Source organism: Pseudomaricurvus hydrocarbonicus (genome assembly GCF_011602365.1).
In the GTDB taxonomy this organism is placed as follows: Bacteria; Pseudomonadota; Gammaproteobacteria; order Pseudomonadales; family Cellvibrionaceae; genus Pseudomaricurvus; species Pseudomaricurvus hydrocarbonicus.
This window is the reverse complement of the sequence record NZ_JAAONZ010000007.1, coordinates 122609-147652: the sequence shown is the minus strand read 5'-3', so window position 1 is coordinate 147652 and position 25044 is coordinate 122609. Positions and strand designations below refer to the sequence as shown.

Here is a 25044-nt window from a genome sequence, read left to right as displayed (position 1 = left end):
GTTGTCGCTGCGATTATGGAAAAACAATCATAAGTTTCATTGTTTGTAAAAGGCTGCAATCCAGCTCGAAACGGCCGTCACTGGCAACCATCGTAAGTTGTGCCGCAGTGTATAACATGCCTTGCCCAACCTGACGGACAGTTTATGGACAATCTTCTCGCAGGCTATGTATACTTTGGCGCTTTGGCGATGACCAAAAAACGTAGCTCAGGACTCTCACGGATTCTGTTGCCCTGCCGCCCGCCCTTCATTTTATTACTGTGTGCACATGACTGAACCTCAAGGATTGCCTCTCCGTCGCCGTATTTTAGCGGTGATTTCATTATCAATTGGCGCCTTGATGTTAATGATTGACGCTACTATCAGCAGTGTAGTGCTCCCTACCATCGCCACAGCACTGGAGGTAGAGGGATCGGCAACGCTTCTCGTCGTCACGGTGTATCAACTTATTTTGGCCATGACCCTATTGCCGTTGTCCGCGGTGGGAGACCGAATTGGTTATCGGCGAATGTATCAGGCAGGGTTTGTCCTGCACGCTTTGGCTGGTGGACTGTGCTTGTTGGTAGACAGCCTGCCGGCGCTGATTCTGGTACGGGCACTGCAATCGCTGGCGGCAGCTGCGGCCATGTCGGTAGCCGTCGCCATGTTGCGCCAGGTATATCCCCCACAACGTTTGGGCAGCGGTCTGGCTTTGAACACCATCTTCAATGCCAGCGGTACCGCACTGGCTCCTGTGTTGGGCGGGCTGATTGCCGCGTACACCGATTGGCAATGGGCCTTTGTGGCTGTCGTTCCCCTGTCGATTATTTCACTGATGTTCAGCCGTGCGCTGCCGGATCCCGTGCCTCATGAGCACCCATTCGACCTGCGGGGTGCCGCCATGTGCAGCCTGACCTTTGGCCTGCTGATTGCCGGCCTGGAAGGCACCGTTCACACAAACTATCTGCTCACCTCTTTGGCCGTGATGGTCGCTGCCGGAGTGTCGGCCTGGTTTCTGGTTCGCCACGAAAAAGCCGAAGCGCAACCGGTTTTGCCAGTGGATTTGCTTGCCCGATCTGACCTTGGCCTCACAACCCTGGCCACGTTCCTCGGCACCATTGCGTCCATGATCATGATGTTGAGCATGCCTTTCCGGTTACAACACGGTTACGGCTTCTCCGTCGGTGAAATCGGCGGCATGATGGCCGCGTACGCGGTGGCCAGCCTGATGTTTGCCCCTCTGGCGGGGCTCTTGTCGGATCGCATCGCAGTACCGTTGCTGTGTACCCTGGGGCTACTCATGGCCTCAATCGGTATGGCTGCGGTGGCCCTGTTACCGGACACCAGCCCCAGTCACTTTGATGTTGCCTGGCGACTGTGGTTTTGCGGTGCCGGTTTTGGCTTATTCTTTTCGCCCAATGCCCGCTTTCTGGTGGGCTCCGCTCCCAGAGCAAGAGCCGCCGCCGCGGGCAGCTTGTTCACCACCACCCGAATGCTGGCCATGGCGTTCGGTGCAACACTGGTGGCAGCCCTTCTGGCCATGGGACTTGGCACTGGTCCTACGCCCGCTATTGTTGCAGGTGTTATAGCATTGGTCACAGCGGGAATCAGTGCGTCTGGACTTAGACAGACGACAACTGCGGTTACTTGAGCCTGGTTAACGTCGAAGTACCTAATCACCTAAGTACCTAAGTACCTAAGTACCTAAGTACCTAAGTACCGAACCAGGCTATAACCGCGAATCGGCACTGATATTCTAAGCTACCTATAAACAGTATGGAGCCTGCTCCACGATAAAAACCGTCCGATCCCTCTCTCTATATTCCTAAATACATTAAGAAGTTTGAAATTTATTTCTATTACTCACAAAGAGCAACACCCTGAACAATCACAGAAAAAAACTGACTGTTTTAAGTGCTGTATAGGGTAATCACAGCCACCCAGAGCACCGGTTAAACATTGCTGGATGACACAAGGCAAGAAACAACCCTCAAAGCGCGCAAGAGCTGCGCTATCAAAAAAATCAAATCACGCCGCTTCAATTACACGGCCTTTATGCCGTCACCACCCGCAGAGCGACACCGCCAGCCCCATAAAACCTTCCTTAATCAAGGGATAAACTGTCATGAGTATATGTCCCCAGTATATTTTCGGCTTGTGCTATTATCTAAGTATTAAACATGGCATGGAGATTGGCACTAACAAGAGGGTGTCGAGCCGACTTACTCAGCCCCCTCTTATTTAGCTCCCTGAGTTCAAATGTGCCGACTAAAGTTATTCACACGATCATCTCGTATATTGCCTTACTGTTTTTTGGTGTTCGCGCTGTGCCTTTCTCACGGCGCTCTTTCAGTGACACCAGATGAAGGTAAGGCAGCCTTCCTTGAGGCCATTCTAAATCACACCACATGGCCACAAGAGGACACCCTTGATCAGTTCATTATCGGCCAATACGGTCGAGACAGGCCTCTTCTTAGAGTTTTGCAAAAAGAATTACCGAAACTCAGAGTGCGTGGCAAGCCTGTCGTGGTCGTGTATTACAGATCGCTCATTGAAGCCAAAGATGCGCAAATTTTAGTACTGGCCAAATCTCAAAACCTCAATTTGAACAGGATCGTCAAGCGATTGCACGGCAGTCATACAATGATTGTTTCAGATGGCAGTGAAGACCAGCGCAATGTGATGATCAACTTCACCCATCCAGCTGACAACATACTCTCCTTCGAAGTCAATCGCAGTAATATCATTTATGCAGGACTAAAACTGTCAAAAGAAATTTTACTGTTTGGCGGAACCGAACTAGACACCGCACTTATCTATAAAGAAACCGAAGAAGAGCTGGCTCGTGCGAGAAACCTTGCCCTCCAACAACAACAGGATCTGGAAAATCAACAGAAACTACTGGCCGAACAAAATCAGAAAATCATTGCCCAGAGTAAACAATTTTCAATCAAAGAAGCCGAGCTTAAGAGCCTGGAAGATGAACTTAACTCGCTCGAAGAAAAATTCAACAACACTCAAATGATTCTAGCTCAGAGCGAAAAGAAACTTCTGGATAACGTAGCCACACTAAGAGAAAAAGAAAGTATTTTAGCTGAAAAAGAAGCTGCTATTGAAGCTTATTCACAAAAAATCAATCAAAACATCTCCCTGCTGGAACGACACCAACAGGAAATTAACGAACAGGAACGTTTGATTCAAGAAAAAAACCTGATCCTGCAAAAACAAGTGAGCACCATAGAGAATCAAAAGGTCATCCTGGGGTCCGCAGCGGTCGCCCTGCTTGTCGTACTTACATCGATTGCCTTTATCTTCCGCAGTTATCGAAGTAAAAATCGAATTAACAAACAGCTGCAAATAAAATCCAGCGAGCTGGAAAAAGCCAATGAACAGCTGGTTATCATGACCGATGCCAAAAGCCAGTTCCTCTCCACCATGAGTCACGAAATACGTACCCCTTTAAATGGCGTCATCGGGGTTGCAGAACTGCTCAAAGGCACCAAGCTTGGGGATCAGCAGGCGGAGTATGTGTCAATCATCCTGAAGTCTGCTGACACACTACTGAGCCTGATCAACGACATTCTGGACATTTCTAAAATTGAAGCCGGCAAGCTCGACCTCGAAGAAACCCCTTTCAATTTAAGTGACATTCTCGGAGATACCTTGCAAGCCCTGGCCATGCGTGCCAATGATAAACACCTGGAGCTGGCATTTCATATACCACCAGAAGTGCCGAACAATGTCATTGGCGATCCCGTCCGACTGAGGCAAGTCGTTGTGAACTTAGTGGGTAATGCCATTAAATTCACCCAGGATGGCGAAATCGTAGTCGACTTGAAACTCGAATCCATTGACAGCAGAAAAATTCGTGTCGCATTTGAAGTTCGCGACACCGGTATTGGAATATCCGACGAGCAAATACAGAAAATTTTTAAAGCGTTTGGTCAAGCCGACTCTTCAACCACCCGTCAATTTGGTGGCACCGGATTGGGACTGACCATAGCCTCTCAACTCGTTACGATGATGGGCGGAGAATTAAACGTGTCAAGTGAGCCAGGCAAAGGCAGCACCTTTTCTTTTAGCGCCGACTTTAACCTGTCAGGTGAGCCAGCCAAACCCGCTGTCTCCCCCATCGAACTGCGAGGCACACAGGTACTGGTTGTCGATGACAACAGCACCAACCGAATGATCCTGGAAGAGATGATGTCAAGTTGGGGAATGGTGGTAACCACAGCCCAGAGTGGGCCTGACGCGATTGACACCCTTAATCGCTCCAAACAACGGGGCATCAAATACGCTCTGGCTGTACTGGACGTAATGATGCCGGGCATGGATGGTTTCGAACTTGCGGAAAAAATAAGTAAGGAGCCTTTTCACACCACCATGCAGATATTAATACTCTCTTCGGCCGAATTCTTTGACGATGATCGGCTATTACAGAAACTTCATATCTGCAAGACCTTGTTAAAGCCAGTCAAACACTCCGAGCTTCTGGTTGCCATCACCAATGCTTTAGGGGTTGCGACGGCCGAAGATGCAAAAACCTCTGAGGATCAACCTTCCGCCGAAATTCCGATCAGAAATGTTTTGCTGGTCGAAGACGGCTTCGTCAATCAGAAGGTCGCCACCGATCTGCTGGTCAAGCGAGGTCATAAAGTCACCTTAGCCGAGAATGGAGAAGAGGCACTTGCCGCTGTACAGAACAACGTTTTTGATCTGATACTCATGGATGTACAGATGCCGGTCATGGATGGCCTGACAGCAACGCGAAAAATTCGTGAATTGGAAACCTCGTCCGGGAGACACATTCCCATTGTGGCCATGACCGCAAGCGCAACCACCGAAGATCGTAATCGCTGTATGAATGCGGGAATGGACAGCTATGTTTCCAAACCTTTCCGGGCTGCCGAGTTGTATCAAACGGTTGAAACAACACCAGCAGCTACGGCAGCAGCGTCCAAAGCCGGCACAACAACAGACAAAGAAGCTGAAGCGACTAAATACGACGTGCCAGAGAGCCCCAAAAGTGCACCCGAGTTATCTGACGCTGCATCGGATCAAAGTCTCCCCTCCCCGACGTCTGCGAAACATTCCGGGCCCCCTTGCCTGGATATCAAAAGTGCACTTAAAAATCTGGAAGGTGACAGAGAGCTTCTGCACGAGTTAATCGAGATGTTCCTCCAACAGTACCCGGAACTTCTGCAGACGATTGAGACCTCCCTGCAACATCAACAGGCAACCGAATTGAGAAGAGCAGCCCACACATTGAAAAGTTCTGCCAATGTCGTAGGCGCAGAGACTGCTGCTGCAGCCGCTGCCAAGCTTGAACAACTGGCGCATGACAATCAGCTCAACGCTGCAGAACCAGTCATCAAGATACTGAAGTCCAGCCTGGATGAAGCAAAAGCTGCTTTGCAGCAAATACTTGACGTTAAATCACCTAGTGCCAGTGACGGCTGATCGCCTTCATCCACTGAATAGCAGACTAACTAAAAATTATCTGTCGAAAAGTTAGCACTGCAGCGCTGATTTGGAGCACGGGTATGCAAGATCAACCCACACATCTATTACTGGTGGAAGACAACCCACTGCACGCTCGCCTGATCGAGAAATTGGTAGCGGGTGAACCACAACTTCATTGTGTCATTGAAACTGTGGTGAACCTGGCCGATGGGTTAATGCGTTTATCCCACGGCGGGATAGACCTGCTGCTGCTTGATCTGGTCCTCCCGGATAGCCAGGAGTTGGACACCCTGTTTCGAGTTCGTGCCGCCCAACCCGATATTCCCATTGTCATTCTCACCGGCATCGATGATTTGACGCTCGCTGCTCGGGCCGTGGATGCTGGCGCCTACGATTATCTGGTGAAAACTCACCTCAACAGTGTTTCTCTGGGGCGAGCTATTCGTTACACCTTGGCTCGAGCTAGAGCCCGCAGTCACGAGTGGGACAGCCCCATGTTTCGGCTGGCTCAGCAGCAATTCCTCAAGGCGGCCCATATTATGAATTTGGATGACAACATTCGCCAGCGCTTACTGTTCCCGCAGCGTACTCAACTGGTATCTTTCCCCTTTTTCCGGGATGACCGCAGCCAGGTGGAAACGGTGTTTGGCTATCGGGTGCAACACGTGTTGACCATGGGCCCAACCAAAGGCGGAATTCGCTATCATGAGGACGTAGATCTTGGCGAGGTCGCGGCTTTAGCCATGTGGATGACCTGGAAATGTGGTCTGATGAAACTCCCGTTTGGCGGCGCAAAAGGCGGTGTTCGTGTCAACCCAACCGTCTTGAGCAAGCGCGAGCTGCAGCGCCTGACCCGACGCTACACCGCCGAAATCATCGACATGATCGGTCCTGACAAAGACATTCCGGCTCCCGACATGGGTACAGACGAACGTGTCATGGCCTGGATTATGGATACCTACAGCCAACAGCTGGGCTATACCGTACCCACGGTGGTCACAGGTAAGCCCGTGGTGCTTGGCGGCTCTCTGGGTCGTAAAGAGGCAACGGGGCGGGGGCTGGTTTACCTGATCGAAGCCGCTGCCACTCACCTTGGACTGGATCTCGTTACCTCAACGGCCGTGGTACAGGGCTATGGCAATGTCGGCAGCCACACAGCACGATTCCTCGCGGAGGCCGGCATGAAGATCATTGGGATCAGTGATGTCTCTACCGGGCTCTACAACCCCGAAGGCCTCTCGCTGGAGGCCCTGGACGCCTACGTGAGTGAAAACCGCGTGCTGGAGGGGTTCCCCGACGCCACCGCCATCACCAATGCCGAGTTACTGGAACTCGAGTGTGACGTGCTGGCACTGGCAGCCATGCAAAACCAGATAACAGTTGAAAATGCCGACCGAATCAGGTGCAAACTGCTCGCCGAAGGGGCCAATGGACCGACTACCCTGGAAGCCGACGAAATCCTAAACGAGAGGGGTATTTTTGTGCTGCCGGACATTCTTGGCAATGCCGGGGGCGTGACTGTTTCCTATTTCGAGTGGGTTCAGGGCACACAAAACTTCACTTGGACACTTCAGGAAATCAACGAGCGGTTAAAACAGATTTTGTTCGATGCGTTCCAGAGAACCTTACACCTTGCAGAAACTGAAAAGATCGACATGAGAACCGCATCATTAATCGGCGGTGTCTCACGCGTGAGGGACGCCAAGCTGTTGCGCGGTGTGTTTCCATAAAACGTGAAATCCGTATAGCCCAGAAGTGTCGTACTCACTCAGATGAACACTGCCGACAAAACCCGTGGTCAAAATGGAGAACCCGAGCGGTCTAAGTGAACAATTGTGAATATTACATTACCAATAAGGTCGTTATATGCTAAATTCAGCAGATATAATAAACTGCTGATAACAATTTATAATGAAAAAAAATTGTTTATGGATTCGGAGAGAGTAAATGCAGAGTCGACCCGTAAAATCTGCACTTAGAACGTTGGAAGTTTTGGAGCTCTTTATGGAGCACCGGCGTCCCATGCGGCTGAAAGAGATTTATCAGGCGCTTAATTACCCTCAATCCAGTACCACCTACTTACTGAAAAGTATGTTGAACAGGGGCTATTTAAACTACAACCGTCGTGATCATACCTACCTTCCGACGGTACAGGTCACCAGCTTGGGAAACTGGCTATCCGGCTACATTTATACGGACGACACCTACCAAAATTTAGTTCGTGAACTACAAAAAGCCACGGATGAAACCGTCGGACTGGCCTCCCAGAACGACCTGTTTATTCAGTACATCCTACTGGAATCACCCGATCACGAATTTAAGTTTACGCCAGCTTTGGGCACCATGAGATCAATGGTGGACTCTTCTTCCGGTCTGGCACTGATGAGTAAAATGAATGATGACGCGATTGAAAAAATCTGCCGCTACACCAATTATTATAAAATCAGTGAACAACCCGTATCGATTACTGAGGTGATGGATCGTGTTCAACTCGTACGCGAAACCGGTTATGCCTATTTAAAAAACAAACCAACCAGAAAGGTTTCCGCCATTTCAATCGCGCTGGATGAAACCCTGCATAATGTTCCCCTTGCCATTGGCGTAGGGGGATTTGCAGATCGAATTGAAACTGAAAAAGACACCATTGTCGCTCTCATGAAAGAAGCCATCGCCAAAACCTGGTAATGCTTATTACCACCGCGATTGTCGAAACTCAGGTAGCTCAATAATTTCCGTGGCACACCATCCAGTGCCTATCGAATCCATCAGGTCACGACCTTTTGGATCCGAAGGCACAGATAGTAATTGCGTTAAGAGACAGCCTGCTTTTCAATAGAGTCACTGTCGGCCGTAAAGTGATTGCGATACCGCTCCCGAAGATCTATTTTTCGCAACTTGCCGGTAGCCGTATGGGGTAATTCCTCCACCACTACAACATCATCAGGGAGCCACCAACTGGCCATCTGGGGCTTTAAGTAGTCAAGCATCTCATCACGGCTGAGCTTCTGCCCCGGATTTAAGGTAATCAGCAGCAAGGGGCGTTCCTGCCAACGGGGATGCGGAACCGGGATGGCCGCAGCTTCTGTAACGGCTGGGTGTGCTACCGCAGCATTTTCGATTTCAATGGATGAAATCCACTCGCCGCCGGACTTGATCACATCTTTTGCCCGGTCAGTGATATGCAGGAAGCCATCCCCATCTATCCATGCAACGTCTCCGGTGTCAAACCACCCATGATCATCCAGTGCGCTGTTTGGCTCTTGACCAAAATAGTGGCTGACAACCCAAGGCCCTCTAACTTTAAGCAATCCAGCCTCGTTACTACCCAGTGGAATTTCACTTCCATCAGCAGATTCAACTCGTAATTCCACGCCACACAAAGCCCTTCCCTGTGATGTCATTAGGTCTGTACGCGCTTCTTGATCAAGTCGATCATGCTTTGACAAGGGACGACAGACAGTGGCAACAGGGCTGGTTTCGGTCATCCCCCAAGACTGCAGTACATCAATTCCCAGCAATTCACGGAAGCGAACGATTAATGAGCGAGGCACTCCAGCGCCTCCGACAAAAACCCGGTTGATCGCCATCGCCTCACGCTCACTGGCGCTGGTATTTTTCTCCAGATAATCCAGGACACCAAACCACACAGTAGGCACTCCCAGCGAAAACGTCACACCTTCATCTTTCAGAAATTCATACAGAGATGCCCCATCAAGTGCAGATCCGGGAAGCACCAGTTTGGCACCACACAACGCGGATGCGAAAGGCACTCCCCAGGCATTCACATGAAATAAAGGCGTGATCAGGAGTGCACAATCTTTTGCAGAGAGCGCCATAGCATCGGCAGCAACAATCGAATAACTGTGTAATACCGTCGACCGATGGCTGTACAGAACACCCTTGGGATTACCGGTAGTGCCCGACGTATAACACAGTGTGGCCGCTGAATTTTCTTCTAGCTCTGGCCACTCATCAATGGGATTCGCGCCTGCAACCAACTCATCATAAGCAATCAATGACGTTAACGAACTGTCTGGAATTTCATTTTTACTGCACAGCACAATAATCCTTTTTATAGCCGTTAAGCGATCCGCTAAAGGCTCAATTAAGTGCAACAGATCCGGATCCACACAGAGGACACTGGCTCCACCATGATTGATGATGTACTCAATTTGGTCGCTGAACAATCTGGGATTGACAGTATGAAGAACCATTCCGGCAGCTGTCACGCCGTAATAGAGCGCCAGGTGGGGTATTCGATTCCAGGCAAATGTCGCCACTCTATCTCCTGGTGAAACGCCCAAATCGGTTAACGCTGCCGCCAGGCGTTTTGCGTCGTGGGCAAGTTCACTCCAGGTGGTGCGTTGCAATGTACAGTCGGGGGCCCGAGAAACAATTTCAGTTTGAGCATGGTTGCGCTCAGCATGGTCAATCAGCATCGCGGTAGTCAAAGAATGAGCTTGCATATTACCTATCATAATTATTGGCAATCCTTCTATATCTTAATAATTTATAGTTGTTACTGAACATCGCTGTCATTGATCCTATAAGGATCGCTGTATCGCGACGAAATTTCGACCTTCCGTTAAAATCTGCATACTCAAAAATCTACACACATTGACCATCTGACGCTAGCGTTAGTCTCAGGATTCGGCACCTCCAGAATAAGAATCACACATGAGATATCACACATTAACCACTTCTTAAATAGATTTGAAATAGGCAAATGGATAAGCTTTACCCTGAGCGAATCAAGCCAGGAGAATAATAAGATGCAACTCACCGATGAACAGCAAGCCTTTAAGGACGCCTACATTGAAGCCCGAGGATACTGGGTAGATTTCAACGACGGTTTGCTAAAACACTCTCCCGAGTGGCTACAAGCCTATCTGAAATATGCAGAGACACCAGCTCGAGATGGTCCGCTTTCAGCCAAATTACGAGAAATGATTTATGTCGCCATCGATGCCTCAACCACACACATGTTTACCGAGGGTATGGAGATTCACATTAAGCTGGCCTTCAAAGCAGGGTGTACGGTCGGTGAGTTAATTGAGGTAATGCAGATAGCCACGATGCAGGGGTTTGACAGTGTTTCCGCGGGCATGACGATTCTTGTAGAAGAAGCATCGGCAGCAGGTATTACCCTCCCCAAACACAGCAATGGTGAGTCGATACTCGATCGCTATGAATTGATGTTTGGTGATCGCCCTGTATGGCTGCAAGCCCTCGCGCGAGCCGTACCGAAATACACAGAAATACTCGTCGATCTACTGACCACTGCAGATCAGCACAGTAATTTGCCAGACAAAGACAAGATCTTGATACGTCTCGCCCTGGCGGCTTCACCCACCCATCTCAACCGGGAAGCAATGCGCACTGAAACACGACGTGCATTATCAGCTGGCGCCACTTCTGAAGAGATCATTGAAGTCTTTCAGCTGGCAGCGCACTTGGGAATCCATGCCTGTGTTGATGGGGTTCCCGCCATTACAGCGACCGCCACCGAGTAATCACTGGCGGCTAGACAGGTCCGGTCACGGCACCACTGACTATTTTCGCCCCTGCCCATCGCACCAACTTAACAGTCAAAGCAAACGCCAGTAGGCATTGTTATCAACAGACAGTTGACACACACAATGAGGAAATTATGGAGATCGGTTTTTTTGGAAATTTCCAAAACAAACTGGGCGAGAGCCCGCTCTGGGATCCAAGACTCGAATGTCTGTGGTGGGTGGATATTCAGGAAAAGAGTCTTTATGCCGCAGACTCAGATGGTAAATTGCTTCGCCATTGGCAGTTCAGTCAACCAGTTTGCAGCATCGGATTGGCAGGCCAGGGGTTAGTCGCAGCCTTTGCCGATGGTTTTGCGCTGATCAATGACAACGGTGAAGTGACGTATCTGACAAAACCGGAACTCACCAAAGGCCCGCTTCGCTTCAACGACGGTAAAGCCGATCGGCAAGGACGCTTCCTGTCTGGGACTATGCAATTTGGTGAGTTGCCAGGTGCCCACGCCAGCTTATGGCGACTGGACAAGGAAGGTACCGCGGTGCAAGTTGAAGAAAACCTTAGGCTGGCAAACGCAACCTGCTTCTCCCCGATGGGCAATATTTTGTATTTTGCCGATACCCTGGAAGGGGTGATTCGCCGCTACCCATACAATCCCACTACCGGATCCCTGGGTAGTCGAGAAGATTTTATCGACACCCGTGAGTATGGCTCAGCGCCCGACGGAGCCACCGTTGACGCTGAGGGGTATCTTTGGGTTGCCCTGATTGAAACACAGTCTGTTGCGCGCTTTTCTCCCGAGGGAAAAGTTGAAAAGATGATTGAGGTGCCGATCCCCTACCCTTCATGTCCCGCATTTGGTGGTAAAAATTTGGACGTCTTATACGTCACTACGATTTCTGATTCGGGTAACCGCTTGCGTACAGAAGATCCCAATGGAGGTCGTATTCTAACCATTTCCAACCTCGGTGTACGCGGCCTTGCGGAAGGGGTTTATCAATACAAATATCACATTTGAAATTAATGCCTTCTCACAGTGCGGGCGCTTGCTAATGCGTCTTTGATTGCGGCATTCTGGAATTTGAAATATTAAGGCAAAGTGGATGTTGAGTTTATGAACCTAGAATTTACAAACGAAGAACTCGCGTTTCAGGAAGAAGTCAGGTCTTTTTTCGCAGAAGTAGTTCCAAAAGAATGGTTGACTCGTGTACGAGCTGGTTTACGACTGGAGCCTAAAGAGCTGATCGCTTACCAGAAAGCTCTGGCTGAACGTGGCTGGGGAGCCCCCAACTGGCCTAAAGAGTTCGGCGGTACCGGCTGGGGCCCCACCCAAATTTATATCTTTGAAAGTGAAGCAACACGGGCAGGAGCACCGATTCAGTTTCATCAGGGATTGGAGTTGATAGGTCCAATTATTTTTACCTACGGGTCGGATGAGCAAAAAAAACGCTTCTTGCCCGGGATCATTAACGCTGATGATTGGTGGTGTCAGGGATACTCTGAACCGGGTGCAGGCTCTGACCTTGCATCCCTGAAAACCACAGCGGCCAAAGATGGAGATGAGTATGTACTCAATGGTCAGAAAATGTGGACCAGCTATGCTCATGTCGCCTCGCATATGTTTGTACTGGCGCGCACATCCAATGAAGAAAAACGGCAGCAAGGAATCTCATTGTTGTTGGTCGATATGAAAACGCCAGGTATTCAGGTAAAGCCAATCGACACCATGGATGAGAAACACCATACCAATGAAGTATTTTTAGACGATGTGCGTGTTCCTGTTAACAATTTAGTCGGCGAAGAAGGCCGTGGTTGGGGATATGGAAAAGTATTACTCGATCGTGAACGAATGGTTTCAGCAGCTAATGCCATCCACATTCAGCAAGTTATTGATGGTGCCCGTGCAGCAGCAGAGCGATTGATTGCTGGCGTCCCCTTGTACAAAACACCCACCTTTTCATCAAAATTTGCTCAGCTGGAGATCGAAGCCACGGCCTTGAAAACGATGGTTCTGCGATTAATGGCAGACGCCGCTGCCGGTGTTGACTCAGGACCACGAGGATCCATGGTAAAACTGCGCTGGTCAGAGCTCTATCAATCTGCCATGGGACTGTGGCTTGAAGCTCTGGGGCCTGAAGCGGCGCATTTCCGCGGGCTGGAAAACACTCAGGCGCCATCCGATATGCCTTATGCCATGCAGGGCGCGCTTTATTCTCGAGTAACCTCAATTTATGGAGGATCCAGTGAAATTCAACGGAACATTATCGCCCGCCGAGCGCTGGGTTTATAGGGGACAGTGATATGAATTTTGATTACAGCGGCGAACAACAAATGCTCCTCGACAGTGTTCTTCGGTATGGCCTCGACAATTGGTCTGCCGATAAACGTCTGGCATGTTTGAAAGATCTCCCCTCGAATGTGACGAAAAGTTGGGCAGAAATGGCAGACCTGGGCTGGCTAATGCTTTCAATACCCGAAGAGGAAGGCGGGCTTGGCGGTACGCCTGTGGATGTGATGGCCTTGATGGAGGGAATTGGCCGCCATTTGATTCCTGTACCTTATGTGACATCTTGTGTTCTGGTGCCTGCATTACTGAGTGGTACCGGAGAAACTGCCACCGAGATACTCGAAGGCATAGGACTGGGAAACATTCGCGCAGCTGCTGGGTTTCTGGAGTCCGAAGGCGGTTTTGATTTGAATTATGTGGGTCTCTCTGCCGAATTGAGCGATAACCGCTGGTTACTGTCCGGGGAAAAAGTTCATGTTGAAGATGGTGGTGATGCTGACTGGTATGTCGTATCAGCCAGAACAGCGGGTTCGATCATGGATTCGGATGGGATCAGCCTGTTTTTAATTTCTGCTAATAGCCCCGGGTTGAAAGTTGAAAATTTTCGTGCCGTTGATGGACACACCCATTCTCGCTTGCGCCTCGATAACGTCAATGCAACTCTGGTCGGTGAAAAAGATCAGGCTCTCATGCGTATTGAATCCGCAGTAGATCGGGCGATTACCGCTCATGTTGCTGAAGCGGTTGCCTCGATGGAAATGGCCAATGCCGTAACCCTGGATTATTTGGGAACTCGACGTCAATTTGGCGTATCGATAGGCAGCTTTCAGGTACTGCAGCACCGGGCGGTTGATATGGCGATCGCTGCAGAAGAAGCACGTTCGATGATGCTGCATGCAACCCTTAATCTGAACGCAGATCCTGTGACTCGAAAGCGTGCAGTATCTGCAGCAAAAACCCGTGTCGGGCAAACCGGACTCTATGTTGCCAAGCAGGCTGTGCAACTGCACGGTGGTGTAGGGACTTGTGACGAGCTTATCATCAGCCATCATTTAAAACGACAGATGATGCTGGACACCGCTTATGGTCAAGCCGACTATCACCGTACTCGATTTGCGAACGTATCATAATGAAGTATAGGACCTGTTCAGTTAGTCCACCTCTTTGTTAAACAATCAATACTGAAAAAGGCCAGTTACTAGTAATAGCAACTGGCCTTTTTTGTAGTACTTTAAAAATTAATTTTCCGGTACCGTGTCACTACGATGTTCGAGTCACACTGCGTTGTTAATACAAAATCTGTGAATTCCGAGTCGATTCGAAAAACAAAGGCCACCGCTAATTAAAACGCGTGAGCCAGGCCACCATCAACCGTGAGTGTTTGTCCGGTAACGAAACTTGAATTATCCGATGCAAGCCACAACGCAGCCTGGGCAATATCCTCAACTTCCCCAAGGCGTTTTAAGGGTGTTTTATTCACACGATCGGAAAATGCCTCATCGCTCAACATGGTTTTTACACCTTCGGTCGCTACTGTGGAAGGTGCAATAGAATTTACCCGAATTTTACGAGCACCCAGTTCAACTGAAGCAGAGCGCGTCAAACCACCAACAGCGGCCTTTACGCCACAATAGGTCAATGCATTGGTAATGCCCAGAACACCCGATACGGAGGCAATATTGATGATTGAGCCACCTTTTTCAGACATCATCTCAGCCGCGGCCTGTATCGCCCAAACCACACCGGTAAAGCCCACATCCAGCATGCGCTGAACCGTTTCAGGCTCGATATCGGCGATAGGTTCATAGCGGTTCCACATGGCATTGTTAACCACAACATCAACTGCGCCAAACTCCTGAACGGTCGCTCTGAAAGCTTCTCGAACAGAATCCCGATGGGAGACATCCGCACCAATGGCGATGGCACGCCCACCTTTTTCGACAATCTCATCGACGACTTTTTGTGCCCAGTGCTCCTTCAAATCAAGCACAGCAACCGCAGCACCTTCTGATGCAAACAATTCAGCCATCGCCCGCCCGAGTCCGCGAGAAGCTCCAGTAACCAGAGCTGTCTTACCATCTAGTAAACCCATACTTTTCTCCTCTATTGTTAGCAAGATAGTATCTTAAAATCAGCAATAAGGGAGGTATCCAGGAGGCTCACAAGGAGTTATCTCATATGCGTTAGTGCGTCCAACATCTGACAATATTTTGACCTGAGGTGATGTCTGAGGTCTACTGTAAACTCACGCCAGTAAAACCATAAAATATTAAAATAAACACATTTATTGTAAGAAAGGGAAGTAATTAATGACCAGTATTTCCAGACGTGTTGTGTTAATAACCGGAGCGGCCTCTGGCATTGGCTTAGCAGCCGCACGGGCATTTTCACAAGCGGAAGATAGCGTAATTTTGAGCGATATTGACGGCTCTTTAGCGATAAAACAGGCTGAAAAACTGGGGCCGTCACACATGGGTATTAAGCTCGATGTCGCTCAGGAATCTTCCGTGAACGATGCCATAGCGGCCATTCTATCGCGTTATGGTCGAATAGACGTACTGATTAACAATGCGGGTATTGTCGACCCCAAAGGAACCCCCGCTATCAATAAAGACTTGAATGAGGTTGAGCACATATTGCGAGTCAATCTCGAAGGGTGTTACACCATGGCACGCGTGGTGGGACAGTCCATGCTGCAACGAGGTCAAGGGGTCATAGTGAATGTTGCCTCCATGGCTGGAGTCATGGCAATACCGGGGCGAACCGCGTATTCAATGTCAAAAGGGGCTGTACTGGGCTTCACTCGCGCACTCGCCTGTGAATGGGCTGCAAAAGGCATTCGGGTAAATGCCGTACTACCGGGTTACGTCGCTACCGAAATAGTACGCTCACTGGTAGAAAACCAACAAGTGGAGACCCGTCAGGTAAACCGCCGCATACCACTTGGCCGCATGGCTGAACCTGAAGAAATCGCGGAACCTATTGTGTGGGCGGCCAGCAACACCTATTTAACCGGTTCACAGATTACGGTTGACGGCGGTTATCACGCATATGGCGGGAGTGGCCCGGCTTCCATGGAAACAGCTCCATCACCGCAGATCCAGACGCCCTCGATTGTGGTGGTCACCGGCGGAGCTAAAGGCATTGGGGCAGCCGTTGCACGGCATTATTCAGAAGCAGGCGCGCAGGTCATCGTACTCGATAATGATCCCAATGCCCTATCCACTATACCCGATAGCCAAATAGGTATGCTGCTGGACGTAACGAACCCAGTCGCCATAGAACAGACATTTACCACAATCGCCAACCGGTTTAAGACCATTGATATCCTGGTCAATAACGCCGCCGTTGCCGATCCATTCATTGCCACCGCCGAACAAACGTTAACACAGTTTCAAGCCGGCATTGCCGTCAACTTAGTTGCTCCTTTTTCAGTGGCACAAGCCGCTGCCCGAATCATGATGAACCACAGCGGTGGCGCCATCATTAATCTGGCGTCCATTGCTGCTTTCGGCGGATTGCCAAAACGCAATAGCTATTGCGCAGCCAAAAACGGGGTTGTGATGATGACACGAAGTCTGGCCTGTGAGTGGGCCAGTTCTGGCATTAGAGTTAACGCCGTCGCGCCAGGCTATATTGAAACGCCAGGAGTTGAAGCTCTCAATACCGCTGGAATTCGCAGCAGTGAAGCCATCCGTCGCCGTACCCCCATGGGTAGACTGGGTCAAGCCGATGAAATTGCCGACGCTATTGCTTTTCTGGGTTCAAAAAAATCTTCGTATATTACGGGCAGCGTGATTGTTGTCGATGGAGGCTGGAGTGCCTTTGGCGATTCAGGCGATGCGTCGCAACTGGATTAAAAACTGTTGTATGTTGTCGACTGTAGCTTCTGACCATAACGGTAGCTACTGATCACTGATCACGGGGAGTTTCACATGTTTAAAACTCATGTGGTCAGCGCCACTGACTTCCCGACTGCCCAGTGGTTGGAGAATGTCGTATCCACCAGACGCATTACCCCTCCAAAAACCGAACACTGGCACTGCTAAAATTTTAAAGCAGGCGATTACTATCACGCTATTCAGGATGAAACCTGAACTTCCGATTGTTGAGTTAAACACAGGTGTCATCAGTGACAATTTGAACGGGGTTAATCAACATTCTTCTGAGAAATTTCTAGGCAGAGAATTCGTTGCTTACGGAGGCATCATAACTGGAATAAAAACAATAAAAGTCACCCTCACCGTGAGGTGAGGGCGTGGGCAATCAGCTAAACTTTCTATTTCTGAAAAGTTAACTTACAGCTTCCCCCAGCAAGAGAGACAATAATTTAAAGTTAAAAAAAAGATGTCTTAATCAATTTACCGCATCAAACATAAAAGTTTATGTTTATACCTTTTCAATAATAATAGCGATCCCCTGACCAACACCAATGCACATAGAACAAAGCGCGTAACGTCCCCCCGATCTGTGCAAGTGATAGGTAGCCGTGGTTAACAACCGTGCACCGCTCATGCCTAATGGATGTCCCAGCGCTATAGCCCCTCCATTTGGATTGATACGTGCGTCATCATCATCTAATCCCAGCGCCCGTGTGCAAGCCAGTGCCTGAGCGGCGAATGCTTCATTGAGCTCGATAATGTCCATATCTGATATTGAAAGGCCGGTTTTCTCGAAAACTTTCTGTACCGCCGGGACTGGTCCGAATCCCATAATCCGGGGTTCAACGCCAGCCGTAGCCATTGCGATGATTCTCGCTTTGGGCATTAGCCCATGATCTTTTGCCGCTTGTTGGGAAGCTAACAGTAAGGCACACGCCCCGTCATTAACCCCGGAAGCATTACCCGCAGTGACGGTTCCGCCATCACGGAACGGGGTAGTCAAACGAGCCAGATCCTCTAGTGTGGTCTCCGCCCGGGGATGCTCATCCTGAACAACCTGTAGGGCTTGCTGCCTTCTGCGCTGTACACTAACAGAGATGATCTCTTCATTAAAAAGCCCCATCTCCTGAGCAATCGCGGTTTTCTGCTGGCTGCGCAATGCGAACCTGTCCTGATCCAGACGATTAATGCCAAATTCTTCCGCGACATTTTCAGCGGTTTCAGGCATAGAATCGACACCGTAAAGCTGGCGCATGAGTGGATTAATAAATCGCCATCCTATGGTTGTGTCATGGATCTCCGTGGCACGCTGGAAGGCACTTTCCGATTTGGCTAGCACAAAGGGAGCCCGCGACATTGATTCCACACCGCCTGCAATTGCAACATCAATTTCACCGGATTTTATGGATCGTGCAGCGATGCCTATAGCATCCATCCCAGAGCCGCATAATCTATTGATCGTTGAGCCAGGTACGCTGCTAGGCAAACCTGCTAGCAGGCTACTCATACGTGCCACATTACGGTTGTCATCCCCAGCCTGATTGGCACAGCCATAGATAACCTCATCAATAACCGAAGGGTTGAGGTTGGAATTTCTGTCTAAAAGAGCCCGCAAAGGAACCGCGCCCAAGTCATCGGCCCGAACACTGGCCAGAGCGCCACCATAACGGCCAATCGGGGTTCTTACAGCATCACAAATAAAAGCTTCGCGCATGTACACTGCCTTTCAATAGCCAAAGAAGTTAATAATTTTGGGATTTAGGTATAATTCGGTCTTTAATGACCTGTGTAGTTGGGAGGGCGTTTTTCGACAAAAGCGCGTACGGCTTCAGCATAATCATCCGCTTGTCCTGCTAAAGTCTGCAATTGCGCTTCATGCTCCAGCTGTCTGGCAAAACTTTCTGTCGCCACTGAATTCAGTGCACGCTTGCTCAAGTCGAGGCCCAAAGCTGGATTGTTAATCAATTGCTGTGTTGTAGCTTCAATTGCTTTGTCCAGCTCTTCATCGTCCACGCAACGCCAGATCATGCCCATATCAGAGGCTTCCATCGCCGTCACTGTGCTCCCCAACATCACCAATGCCCGGGCACGAGCCAGACCCACAGTGTTCACTAATGACCAGCTACAGCCTGAATCGGGCACCAAACCCACTTTGGCAAAGGCAAAGACAAACTTAGCTGATTTGGCCGCAAGCACAATGTCGCAGGCCAATGCCACACCCACTCCAGCCCCCGCTGCGAGCCCATTTACCGCAGCAATCACCGGAATCGGCAGGGTTCTTAGCGTTTCAACCAGCGGGTTATAATATTGTTGTAGAGAGACGCCAAGTTCCGGCTTATTACCACTGTTCACCAGCTCATACCGATCGTGCAGGTCCTGACCGGCACTGAAAGCTTTGCCATTAGACGTCAGCACCAGACAACGCAATTTCGGATTTTTTTTCACCTCTAGCAAAGCGACTCTTAGTTCATTATGCATGGCAACATTAAAACTGTTCATCCGCTCAGGACGATTTAAGCAAATGGTGGCAACAGCGTCCCGAACCGTATACTCAATAGTGTCAAAATCCATATGAAATGCCTCTTGAGGATCGTTTTTTGAATAAATACAAAAGCAGTTAGTAATTGAGTTTTGAACGTTGCTAACAGCACACTGACATATTGACCCTAAAGTATCTGCTTTTCAAATCAGTCTAGGGGGATCATTGGCGCCTCTAGACCCAATATAATTGAAACCCCCGCAGACCCTCATGTGTATTGTTTTCATGAGGACTTACAGGAGTTTCGGTTAACGGTTTCTACCAGGCACAGACAGAAAGTTAGAGTACGCTATCGGCCGTACTCGAGGCTGATACAGTGGCTTTCTCAAAGGTGATACCCGTGTAACCATCCTCTGCAACCTTGGAACAGAATGCCCGGTAATTCTGAAAACCGTCTGTATAGAGAGTGAGCCCTTTTGGCTTGCCGTCGATATTCGCACCTACATACCAGGTTTTTGCCTTTGATATGAGGGTCTTTTCAGCCAGGCTTGCTACATTGCTCATCCACTCATTTTCAGCACTTTCCGTACACTCGAATGCTGAGTAATTATTGCGATGCATATGGCTGATACAATCACAAAACCAGTCCACATTTTGTTCATTGATGGTGAAAATGTTGGCAAGTGCAGCCGGGCCATTAGCACCGCAAATCATAAACATATTGGGAAATCCTTCTATAACCATGCCCATGTAAGAGCGAGCACCATTTTCCCATTTGTCTTTAAGCTTTCTGCCATCTTTGCCCTCAACATCAAAAGCAAGCATGGCGCCGGTCAACCCGTCATAACCCGTTGCACAAATCAATACGTCCAGATCATATTCCCGATTGCGAGTCTTTACGCCATTCTTTGTCAATCCTTCAATGGGATCAGTCAAACAATCAGCCAGGCGTACATGTGATTTGTTAAAGGTTTCGTAATAGTTGGTATCCAGGCAAGCACGGCGAGCGAAAATAGGGTACCCCTGAGGCTTAAGTCTTTCTGCAGTATCAGGGTTCTCCACAACTTGACTGATTTTATTACGAACAAATTCTGCTACCTGCTCGTTGGCTTCAGGGTTGGTTAACAGATCCGAAAATGCCCCCAGAAACGATAGGCCACCACGCTTCCAAGCATCTTCCATAATATCTTCACGTTGTTTTCTTGGCAAACTGAAGAATGGGCGTGTGGTACGTGGTCGCATTCCACCCAATGGGCTATTACGTGCAGCGTCACGAAGTCCTTCATAGTTTCTTCTGACTTCGCTCAGATACTCATCATCCAGTTCCATATTTCGCATCGGCAGTGTAAAACTAGGCGTTCGTTGAAACACCACCAGCTCTTGCGCTTCTTCTGCCACCACAGGAACAATTTGTATGCCGGTGGACCCTGTACCGACAACACCCACACGCTTTCCTTCAAAATTAACTTTCTTATGAGGCCATTTACCGGCAAAAATAATCTCCCCTTCAAAATCTTCGGTCCCTGGAAACTCTGGATCTTTGGGGACCGACAGAGGTCCTGTTGCCATGACACAATACTTAGCCTCATAAAAATCACCCTTGTCGGTGGTGACTATCCAGGTTTTTCTGGCTTCGTTATATTTGGCAGAAACAACACGAGTGTTGAAATTAAAATCTTTTCGTAAATCCAGCTTGTCTGCCACGAAATTTAAGTATGCGAGAATTTCTGGCTGGGCAGCATACTGTTCTGTCCAACTCCACTCTTCCTCGATTTCTTTTGAAAAAGAATAGCAATAGTCAATGCTCATCAGATCGCAACGTGCGCCAGGGTAACGATTCCAGTACCAAACTCCACCAACGTCACCTCCAGATTCAATACCAATCACAGAAAGGTTCATTCCACGTAAACGCTGCAGAGCGTACATACCTCCAAGACCAGCACCAATTACTACTGCGTCAATTTTTTTGGTGGGCATAATATCACTGGTGGTTTCATATTGGTTTAATCCAGACATCTTATTAACCTTCTATTATTAAACTGAACAAATTCTAGAAAATAAATTTACACTGCTTCATTCAATCGGCCTAAGGAATTCTATGGAATTGAGGCACAATCACATTTGTGAGGTTTTTTCTGTAACCGACGAAAAGTTAATATTTATTTTTGTAAATTATTCATACCTGTATTTTTTTATTGATTTTAATTTGATATTTACAATGAAATAAAAGCCAACCAAGACAGCCTATCCAGCGTCTTAATTTAAGGCGATATGGTAAACCGGATGCTGAGGAGGCATGAGACAACTGAGTATTTAATAACACCCTAAATACAGTCATCTGACAGTTGCTACGAGAAATTTTGTAAGAACGGCATTAAGCTAATTTACAAGCCACAGACCATCCATGAAACTGTACTTGATAAAAAAAATGGTTCAGGGTCAAAAAACCGTTAAATAAAAATCTCATATAACTGGCTAAAATTGACCCGAACCAAGAAAAGACTGGAGCAAACAGACTGATTGATTTATTAGAAAATATTTATATTACAAATATTCATATTCAATTAATGATTTTCGGCAATTAATTTTGCGAGCCTATAATCCCCTTTCCCACTGGCATGTCGTGGCACCGACTCAAGTAACACAATCGCTTTAGGAAGTTTGTATGCCGCTAAATCTTCAGAAACCCTCAGGTTAACTGTCTTTTCATCAAATTTTTCATTAACCTGAACCAATGCAACAACTTTACTGCCCCACTTGTCATCAGGGACACCAACGACCATCGCATCCACTATTCCCGGCGCCCGCTTCAAAGATTCTTCAACCTCCTCCACAAAGACTTTTTCACCGCCAGTATTAATGCACATGTTATCTCGGCCTAGCAGCTGTATTCGCCCATCAGAATTACGAGCAGCCATATCACCGGGTATTGCATACTTAACCCCGTCTATGCTGCGATAAACGGATGCCGTTTTTTCAGGATCGCCATAGTAGCCTGCAGCAAAAGGTTCTCTCCTGGCCAGCCAACCTTTACCGACCTCATCCTCGGCAAGCACTCGATCGGTCTCAACCTCAATCAATACCGTATTTTTTCCAGGTTCAAAAAAACCGGTCGGCGTTGCATGATCAACCGTCGTAATAGCATAGCCAAAACCGGACGCTTCCGAAGCTCCCAAAATATCGATCAACGTAACTTGAGGCATTGCTTCGATTAATGCGTGCTTAATTTCACTGCTCCACATAAGTCCTGCACTGGACATAACCTTCAAACTGCTCAAATTCCATCGACCCGAGTGATCTTTGAGTGCCTGTACCATAGGTCGTGCAAATGCATCCCCTACGATTAACACCCGGGTCGCCTGCGTTCTCTCAACTTCGTCCCAAAGCTCTTCCGCACTAAACCGGACAGATGGCAACAGGATGGCCGTGCCGCCTCCCAAAAGCTCTGCCATGGCACTATTCAGTCCAGCGCCATGCATCAACGGACAGGCCGGAATACAACGCCCTGGATGGCTGTTCTTGGCAACAAATTCACCATGTTCCTCCAGGTTCGTCGCAATGTGTTTGATGGTTGGTGCTTCCAACTGGACCTTACGTGCATCAGCACTGCGCCACATCACCCCTTTAGGTTTACCTGTGGTTCCACCGGTATACAGCAGATAGCCATCATCAGGAGAGCGCTGGATGTTTAAGGGGCTACCGTCACCACGACTAACCAGCTCCTCATAGGTGTCATTAACACCGCCTATTTTGACCCCAAACGACAAATCTGAGAGCTCATCAAACAGTGTTTCAACAGTGTCAGCAAACTCTGCCTGATAAAACAATCCACTTGCCGAGCAGTCCGCCAATACATGGGCAATCTCAGCCGTTGTATAGCGATAATTAATGTTCACATGGGTCAAGCGAGCCTTAAAGGCAGCCGCTGCAATTTCAATAAATTCAGGTGTGTTGCGCGCCATGATTGCAACACGTGAACCTGTTTTTAGCCCGGCAGCTAACATTGATCGAGCCAGGCGATTTGTTCTGGTATCAAACTCATCCCAGGTAATCACCTTATCCCCCTGAATCAACGCCGGGCGCTCAGGAGGGACATTTGCTGCGGTCATATCGAGCAAGTCGCCAAAATTCCAATTCATCTCATTTACCTTTAAAGACCGGTTGACGCTTTTCCTTGAAAGCATTGATGGCCTCTTTAGCGTCTTCTGATTGGGAAAGTTTATGAGTATTGTTTTGCTCATAGCGATACCCATCCCTGAGGGTCATGTTTTCTATGGTCCTCATAGAGTCTTTGGCAAAGGCGGTTGCCAATGGACTTTTGGAGGCAATGTTGGCGGCCATTTCCAGTACCCATGGCAATAACTGATCCTGAGGCAAGCACTCTTCAATAATGCCACGGCGATAAAGCTCCGAAGCAGGAGCACGATAACCGGTCAACATCATTCTGCGCACCAGAGAGTGTGGGAAAATTCGCGCTGCATGCTTTCCACCCCCCATGAGGCCCACATCCACTTCCGGAAGGCCAAACACCGCATTTTCCGAGGCCACAATAATATCGCAACTGGCAACAAGCCCCAGACCGGCACCCAGCGCTGCACCATTTACGGCTGCAATGACAGGTTTATTGCATTCAATAATCGAATAACTGATTTCCCTGACAATCCGGTTACGCTTCCAGGGAGCCCCGGGAGCGGATAGGTCAGGCCTGTTTTTAAGGTCTGCTCCAGCTGAAAAGCATTTTCCCGCCCCGGTCAAAACAGCGACTCGAACATCATCACGGTCACTTATTTCATCAAATATATGGGTCAGCTCCTGGATAAACTCCAGGGATTGAGCATTAACGGGAGGATTGTCCATTGTGATGAGAGCAATATAATCGTTCACTTCGAGTTTAATCATTTCCAATACCTTCTCTGACAGGGGGTCTTTTATTCTTTCAGGTGAGAATACTATCTTAAGTACTTTCTCTTACGGAGTGATTAGGCACGAAACTTATAAATATCGCACTGGTGATAAAGCGGAAAGACCTGCGTCATTGCTTGGAATTTAACCCACCACAGTCAACAATGAGTCGGCCCACTTAGGTGAAACGCTTGCCACACGGCAACAGCATTCTCATCTAAGTTCAGTCACCCATATCTGCTATCAGGCTGAGAACGAAACTCGTCAATAGAGAGAAAATAACTCTTCAACAGATGAGTACTTAACAACATAATGATTCACAGAAACTTTGACACTGATAACCGTACGAACTCGGGTTGGCAAGAAAGACAGCTAAGAAATGAAGCCCCTACGCTTTAATACCGAGCCAGATAAGAATTTAAATTAGGGCTTTATCCGACCCTAATAGGTGCGTGACGATCTACCCCCGTTTGTAGAAAATATAATTGTTACGAAAAGTATTTAAATAAAAAACGACAACTAAAAATAATAATCATCCTGTT

Annotated in this window: 16 protein-coding genes; 9 read left to right on the top strand and 7 right to left on the bottom strand. The window is 48.6% G+C overall.

Going from position 1 to position 25044, the window contains the following annotated elements; genetic code table 11:
• The first annotated feature begins 268 nt into the window (after positions 1-268).
• From G8770_RS11410 to G8770_RS11395, 4 genes are all read left to right on the top strand, one after another.
• Entirely contained in the window at positions 269-1630 is a 1362-nt protein-coding gene (locus G8770_RS11410; RefSeq protein WP_167186435.1) for an MFS transporter, read from the top strand.
• 701 nt (positions 1631-2331) lie between these two features.
• Positions 2332-5439: a YfiR/HmsC family protein gene (locus tag G8770_RS11405; RefSeq protein WP_167186432.1), complete on the top strand. Its 3108-nt coding sequence runs from the start codon at positions 2332-2334 to the stop codon at positions 5437-5439.
• A gap of 83 nt (positions 5440-5522) precedes the next feature.
• Positions 5523-7172: a Glu/Leu/Phe/Val dehydrogenase dimerization domain-containing protein gene (locus tag G8770_RS11400; RefSeq protein ID WP_167186429.1), complete on the top strand. Its 1650-nt coding sequence runs from the start codon at positions 5523-5525 to the stop codon at positions 7170-7172.
• Positions 7173-7389: 217 nt separating this feature from the next.
• Positions 7390-8127, top strand: a complete 738-nt coding sequence (locus G8770_RS11395; RefSeq protein WP_167186426.1) for an IclR family transcriptional regulator — start codon at positions 7390-7392, stop codon at positions 8125-8127.
• Positions 8128-8252: 125 nt separating this feature from the next.
• On the opposite strand, the gene G8770_RS11390 is transcribed toward G8770_RS11395, so the two are convergent.
• Positions 8253-9920 (bottom strand): long-chain fatty acid--CoA ligase, encoded by a 1668-nt coding sequence (locus tag G8770_RS11390; protein WP_167186423.1) that lies wholly within the window; start codon positions 9918-9920, stop codon positions 8253-8255.
• Positions 9921-10214: 294 nt separating this feature from the next.
• Between G8770_RS11390 and G8770_RS11385 the strand changes: the two genes are divergently transcribed.
• The 4 genes from G8770_RS11385 (at position 10215) to G8770_RS11370 (ending at position 14370) form a co-directional block, all read left to right on the top strand.
• Positions 10215-10955 (top strand): carboxymuconolactone decarboxylase family protein, encoded by a 741-nt coding sequence (locus G8770_RS11385; RefSeq protein ID WP_167186420.1) that lies wholly within the window; start codon positions 10215-10217, stop codon positions 10953-10955.
• A 137-nt stretch (positions 10956-11092) separates the two neighbouring features.
• Positions 11093-11971, top strand: a complete 879-nt coding sequence (locus G8770_RS11380) for an SMP-30/gluconolactonase/LRE family protein (RefSeq protein WP_167186417.1) — start codon at positions 11093-11095, stop codon at positions 11969-11971.
• Positions 11972-12067: 96 nt separating this feature from the next.
• Positions 12068-13243 (top strand): acyl-CoA dehydrogenase family protein, encoded by a 1176-nt coding sequence (locus G8770_RS11375; RefSeq protein WP_167186414.1) that lies wholly within the window; start codon positions 12068-12070, stop codon positions 13241-13243.
• An 11-nt stretch (positions 13244-13254) separates the two neighbouring features.
• On the top strand, positions 13255-14370 hold the full coding sequence (locus G8770_RS11370) for an acyl-CoA dehydrogenase family protein (protein WP_167186412.1): 1116 nt from the start codon (positions 13255-13257) through the stop codon (positions 14368-14370).
• A gap of 212 nt (positions 14371-14582) precedes the next feature.
• On the opposite strand, the gene G8770_RS11365 is transcribed toward G8770_RS11370, so the two are convergent.
• Positions 14583-15332 (bottom strand): SDR family NAD(P)-dependent oxidoreductase, encoded by a 750-nt coding sequence (locus G8770_RS11365; RefSeq protein ID WP_167186410.1) that lies wholly within the window; start codon positions 15330-15332, stop codon positions 14583-14585.
• Between the two features lie 217 nt (positions 15333-15549).
• Here G8770_RS11365 and G8770_RS11360 point away from each other — a divergent pair, with 217 nt between their 5' ends.
• Entirely contained in the window at positions 15550-17100 is a 1551-nt protein-coding gene (locus G8770_RS11360) for an SDR family oxidoreductase (protein ID WP_167186408.1), read from the top strand.
• Positions 17101-17629: 529 nt separating this feature from the next.
• Here G8770_RS11360 and pcaF read toward each other — a convergent pair.
• From pcaF to G8770_RS11335, 5 genes are all read right to left on the bottom strand, one after another.
• Positions 17630-18835: a 3-oxoadipyl-CoA thiolase gene (pcaF, locus tag G8770_RS11355; protein ID WP_167186406.1), complete on the bottom strand. Its 1206-nt coding sequence runs from the start codon at positions 18833-18835 to the stop codon at positions 17630-17632.
• Positions 18836-18897: 62 nt separating this feature from the next.
• On the bottom strand, positions 18898-19692 hold the full coding sequence (locus G8770_RS11350; protein WP_167186404.1) for an enoyl-CoA hydratase-related protein: 795 nt from the start codon (positions 19690-19692) through the stop codon (positions 18898-18900).
• Between the two features lie 247 nt (positions 19693-19939).
• A complete protein-coding gene (locus tag G8770_RS11345) occupies positions 19940-21616 on the bottom strand; it encodes a flavin-containing monooxygenase (protein ID WP_167186401.1) in 1677 nt (558 codons plus the stop codon).
• A 548-nt stretch (positions 21617-22164) separates the two neighbouring features.
• Positions 22165-23739, bottom strand: a complete 1575-nt coding sequence (locus G8770_RS11340) for an AMP-binding protein (protein ID WP_167186398.1) — start codon at positions 23737-23739, stop codon at positions 22165-22167.
• A 1-nt stretch (position 23740) separates the two neighbouring features.
• Positions 23741-24499: an enoyl-CoA hydratase/isomerase family protein gene (locus tag G8770_RS11335; protein WP_167186395.1), complete on the bottom strand. Its 759-nt coding sequence runs from the start codon at positions 24497-24499 to the stop codon at positions 23741-23743.
• Positions 24500-25044 lie beyond the last annotated feature (545 nt).

Excerpts from the sequence above, each read along its gene's own strand:
- G8770_RS11345 (WP_167186401.1), bottom strand. The coding sequence starts at position 21,616 with ATGTCTGGATTAAACCAATATGAAACCACCAGTGATATTATGCCCACC.
- G8770_RS11390 (WP_167186423.1), bottom strand. The coding sequence starts at position 9,920 with ATGATAGGTAATATGCAAGCTCATTCTTTGACTACCGCGATGCTGATT.
- G8770_RS11360 (WP_167186408.1), top strand. The coding sequence starts at position 15,550 with ATGACCAGTATTTCCAGACGTGTTGTGTTAATAACCGGAGCGGCCTCT.
- G8770_RS11335 (WP_167186395.1), bottom strand. The coding sequence starts at position 24,499 with ATGATTAAACTCGAAGTGAACGATTATATTGCTCTCATCACAATGGAC.
- G8770_RS11370 (WP_167186412.1), top strand. The coding sequence starts at position 13,255 with ATGAATTTTGATTACAGCGGCGAACAACAAATGCTCCTCGACAGTGTT.
- G8770_RS11395 (WP_167186426.1), top strand. The coding sequence starts at position 7,390 with ATGCAGAGTCGACCCGTAAAATCTGCACTTAGAACGTTGGAAGTTTTG.
- G8770_RS11410 (WP_167186435.1), top strand. The coding sequence starts at position 269 with ATGACTGAACCTCAAGGATTGCCTCTCCGTCGCCGTATTTTAGCGGTG.
- G8770_RS11350 (WP_167186404.1), bottom strand. The coding sequence starts at position 19,692 with ATGGATTTTGACACTATTGAGTATACGGTTCGGGACGCTGTTGCCACC.
- G8770_RS11385 (WP_167186420.1), top strand. The coding sequence starts at position 10,215 with ATGCAACTCACCGATGAACAGCAAGCCTTTAAGGACGCCTACATTGAA.
- pcaF (WP_167186406.1), bottom strand. The coding sequence starts at position 18,835 with ATGCGCGAAGCTTTTATTTGTGATGCTGTAAGAACCCCGATTGGCCGT.
- G8770_RS11340 (WP_167186398.1), bottom strand. The coding sequence starts at position 23,739 with ATGAATTGGAATTTTGGCGACTTGCTCGATATGACCGCAGCAAATGTC.
- G8770_RS11365 (WP_167186410.1), bottom strand. The coding sequence starts at position 15,332 with ATGGGTTTACTAGATGGTAAGACAGCTCTGGTTACTGGAGCTTCTCGC.
- G8770_RS11375 (WP_167186414.1), top strand. The coding sequence starts at position 12,068 with ATGAACCTAGAATTTACAAACGAAGAACTCGCGTTTCAGGAAGAAGTC.
- G8770_RS11380 (WP_167186417.1), top strand. The coding sequence starts at position 11,093 with ATGGAGATCGGTTTTTTTGGAAATTTCCAAAACAAACTGGGCGAGAGC.
- G8770_RS11400 (WP_167186429.1), top strand. The coding sequence starts at position 5,523 with ATGCAAGATCAACCCACACATCTATTACTGGTGGAAGACAACCCACTG.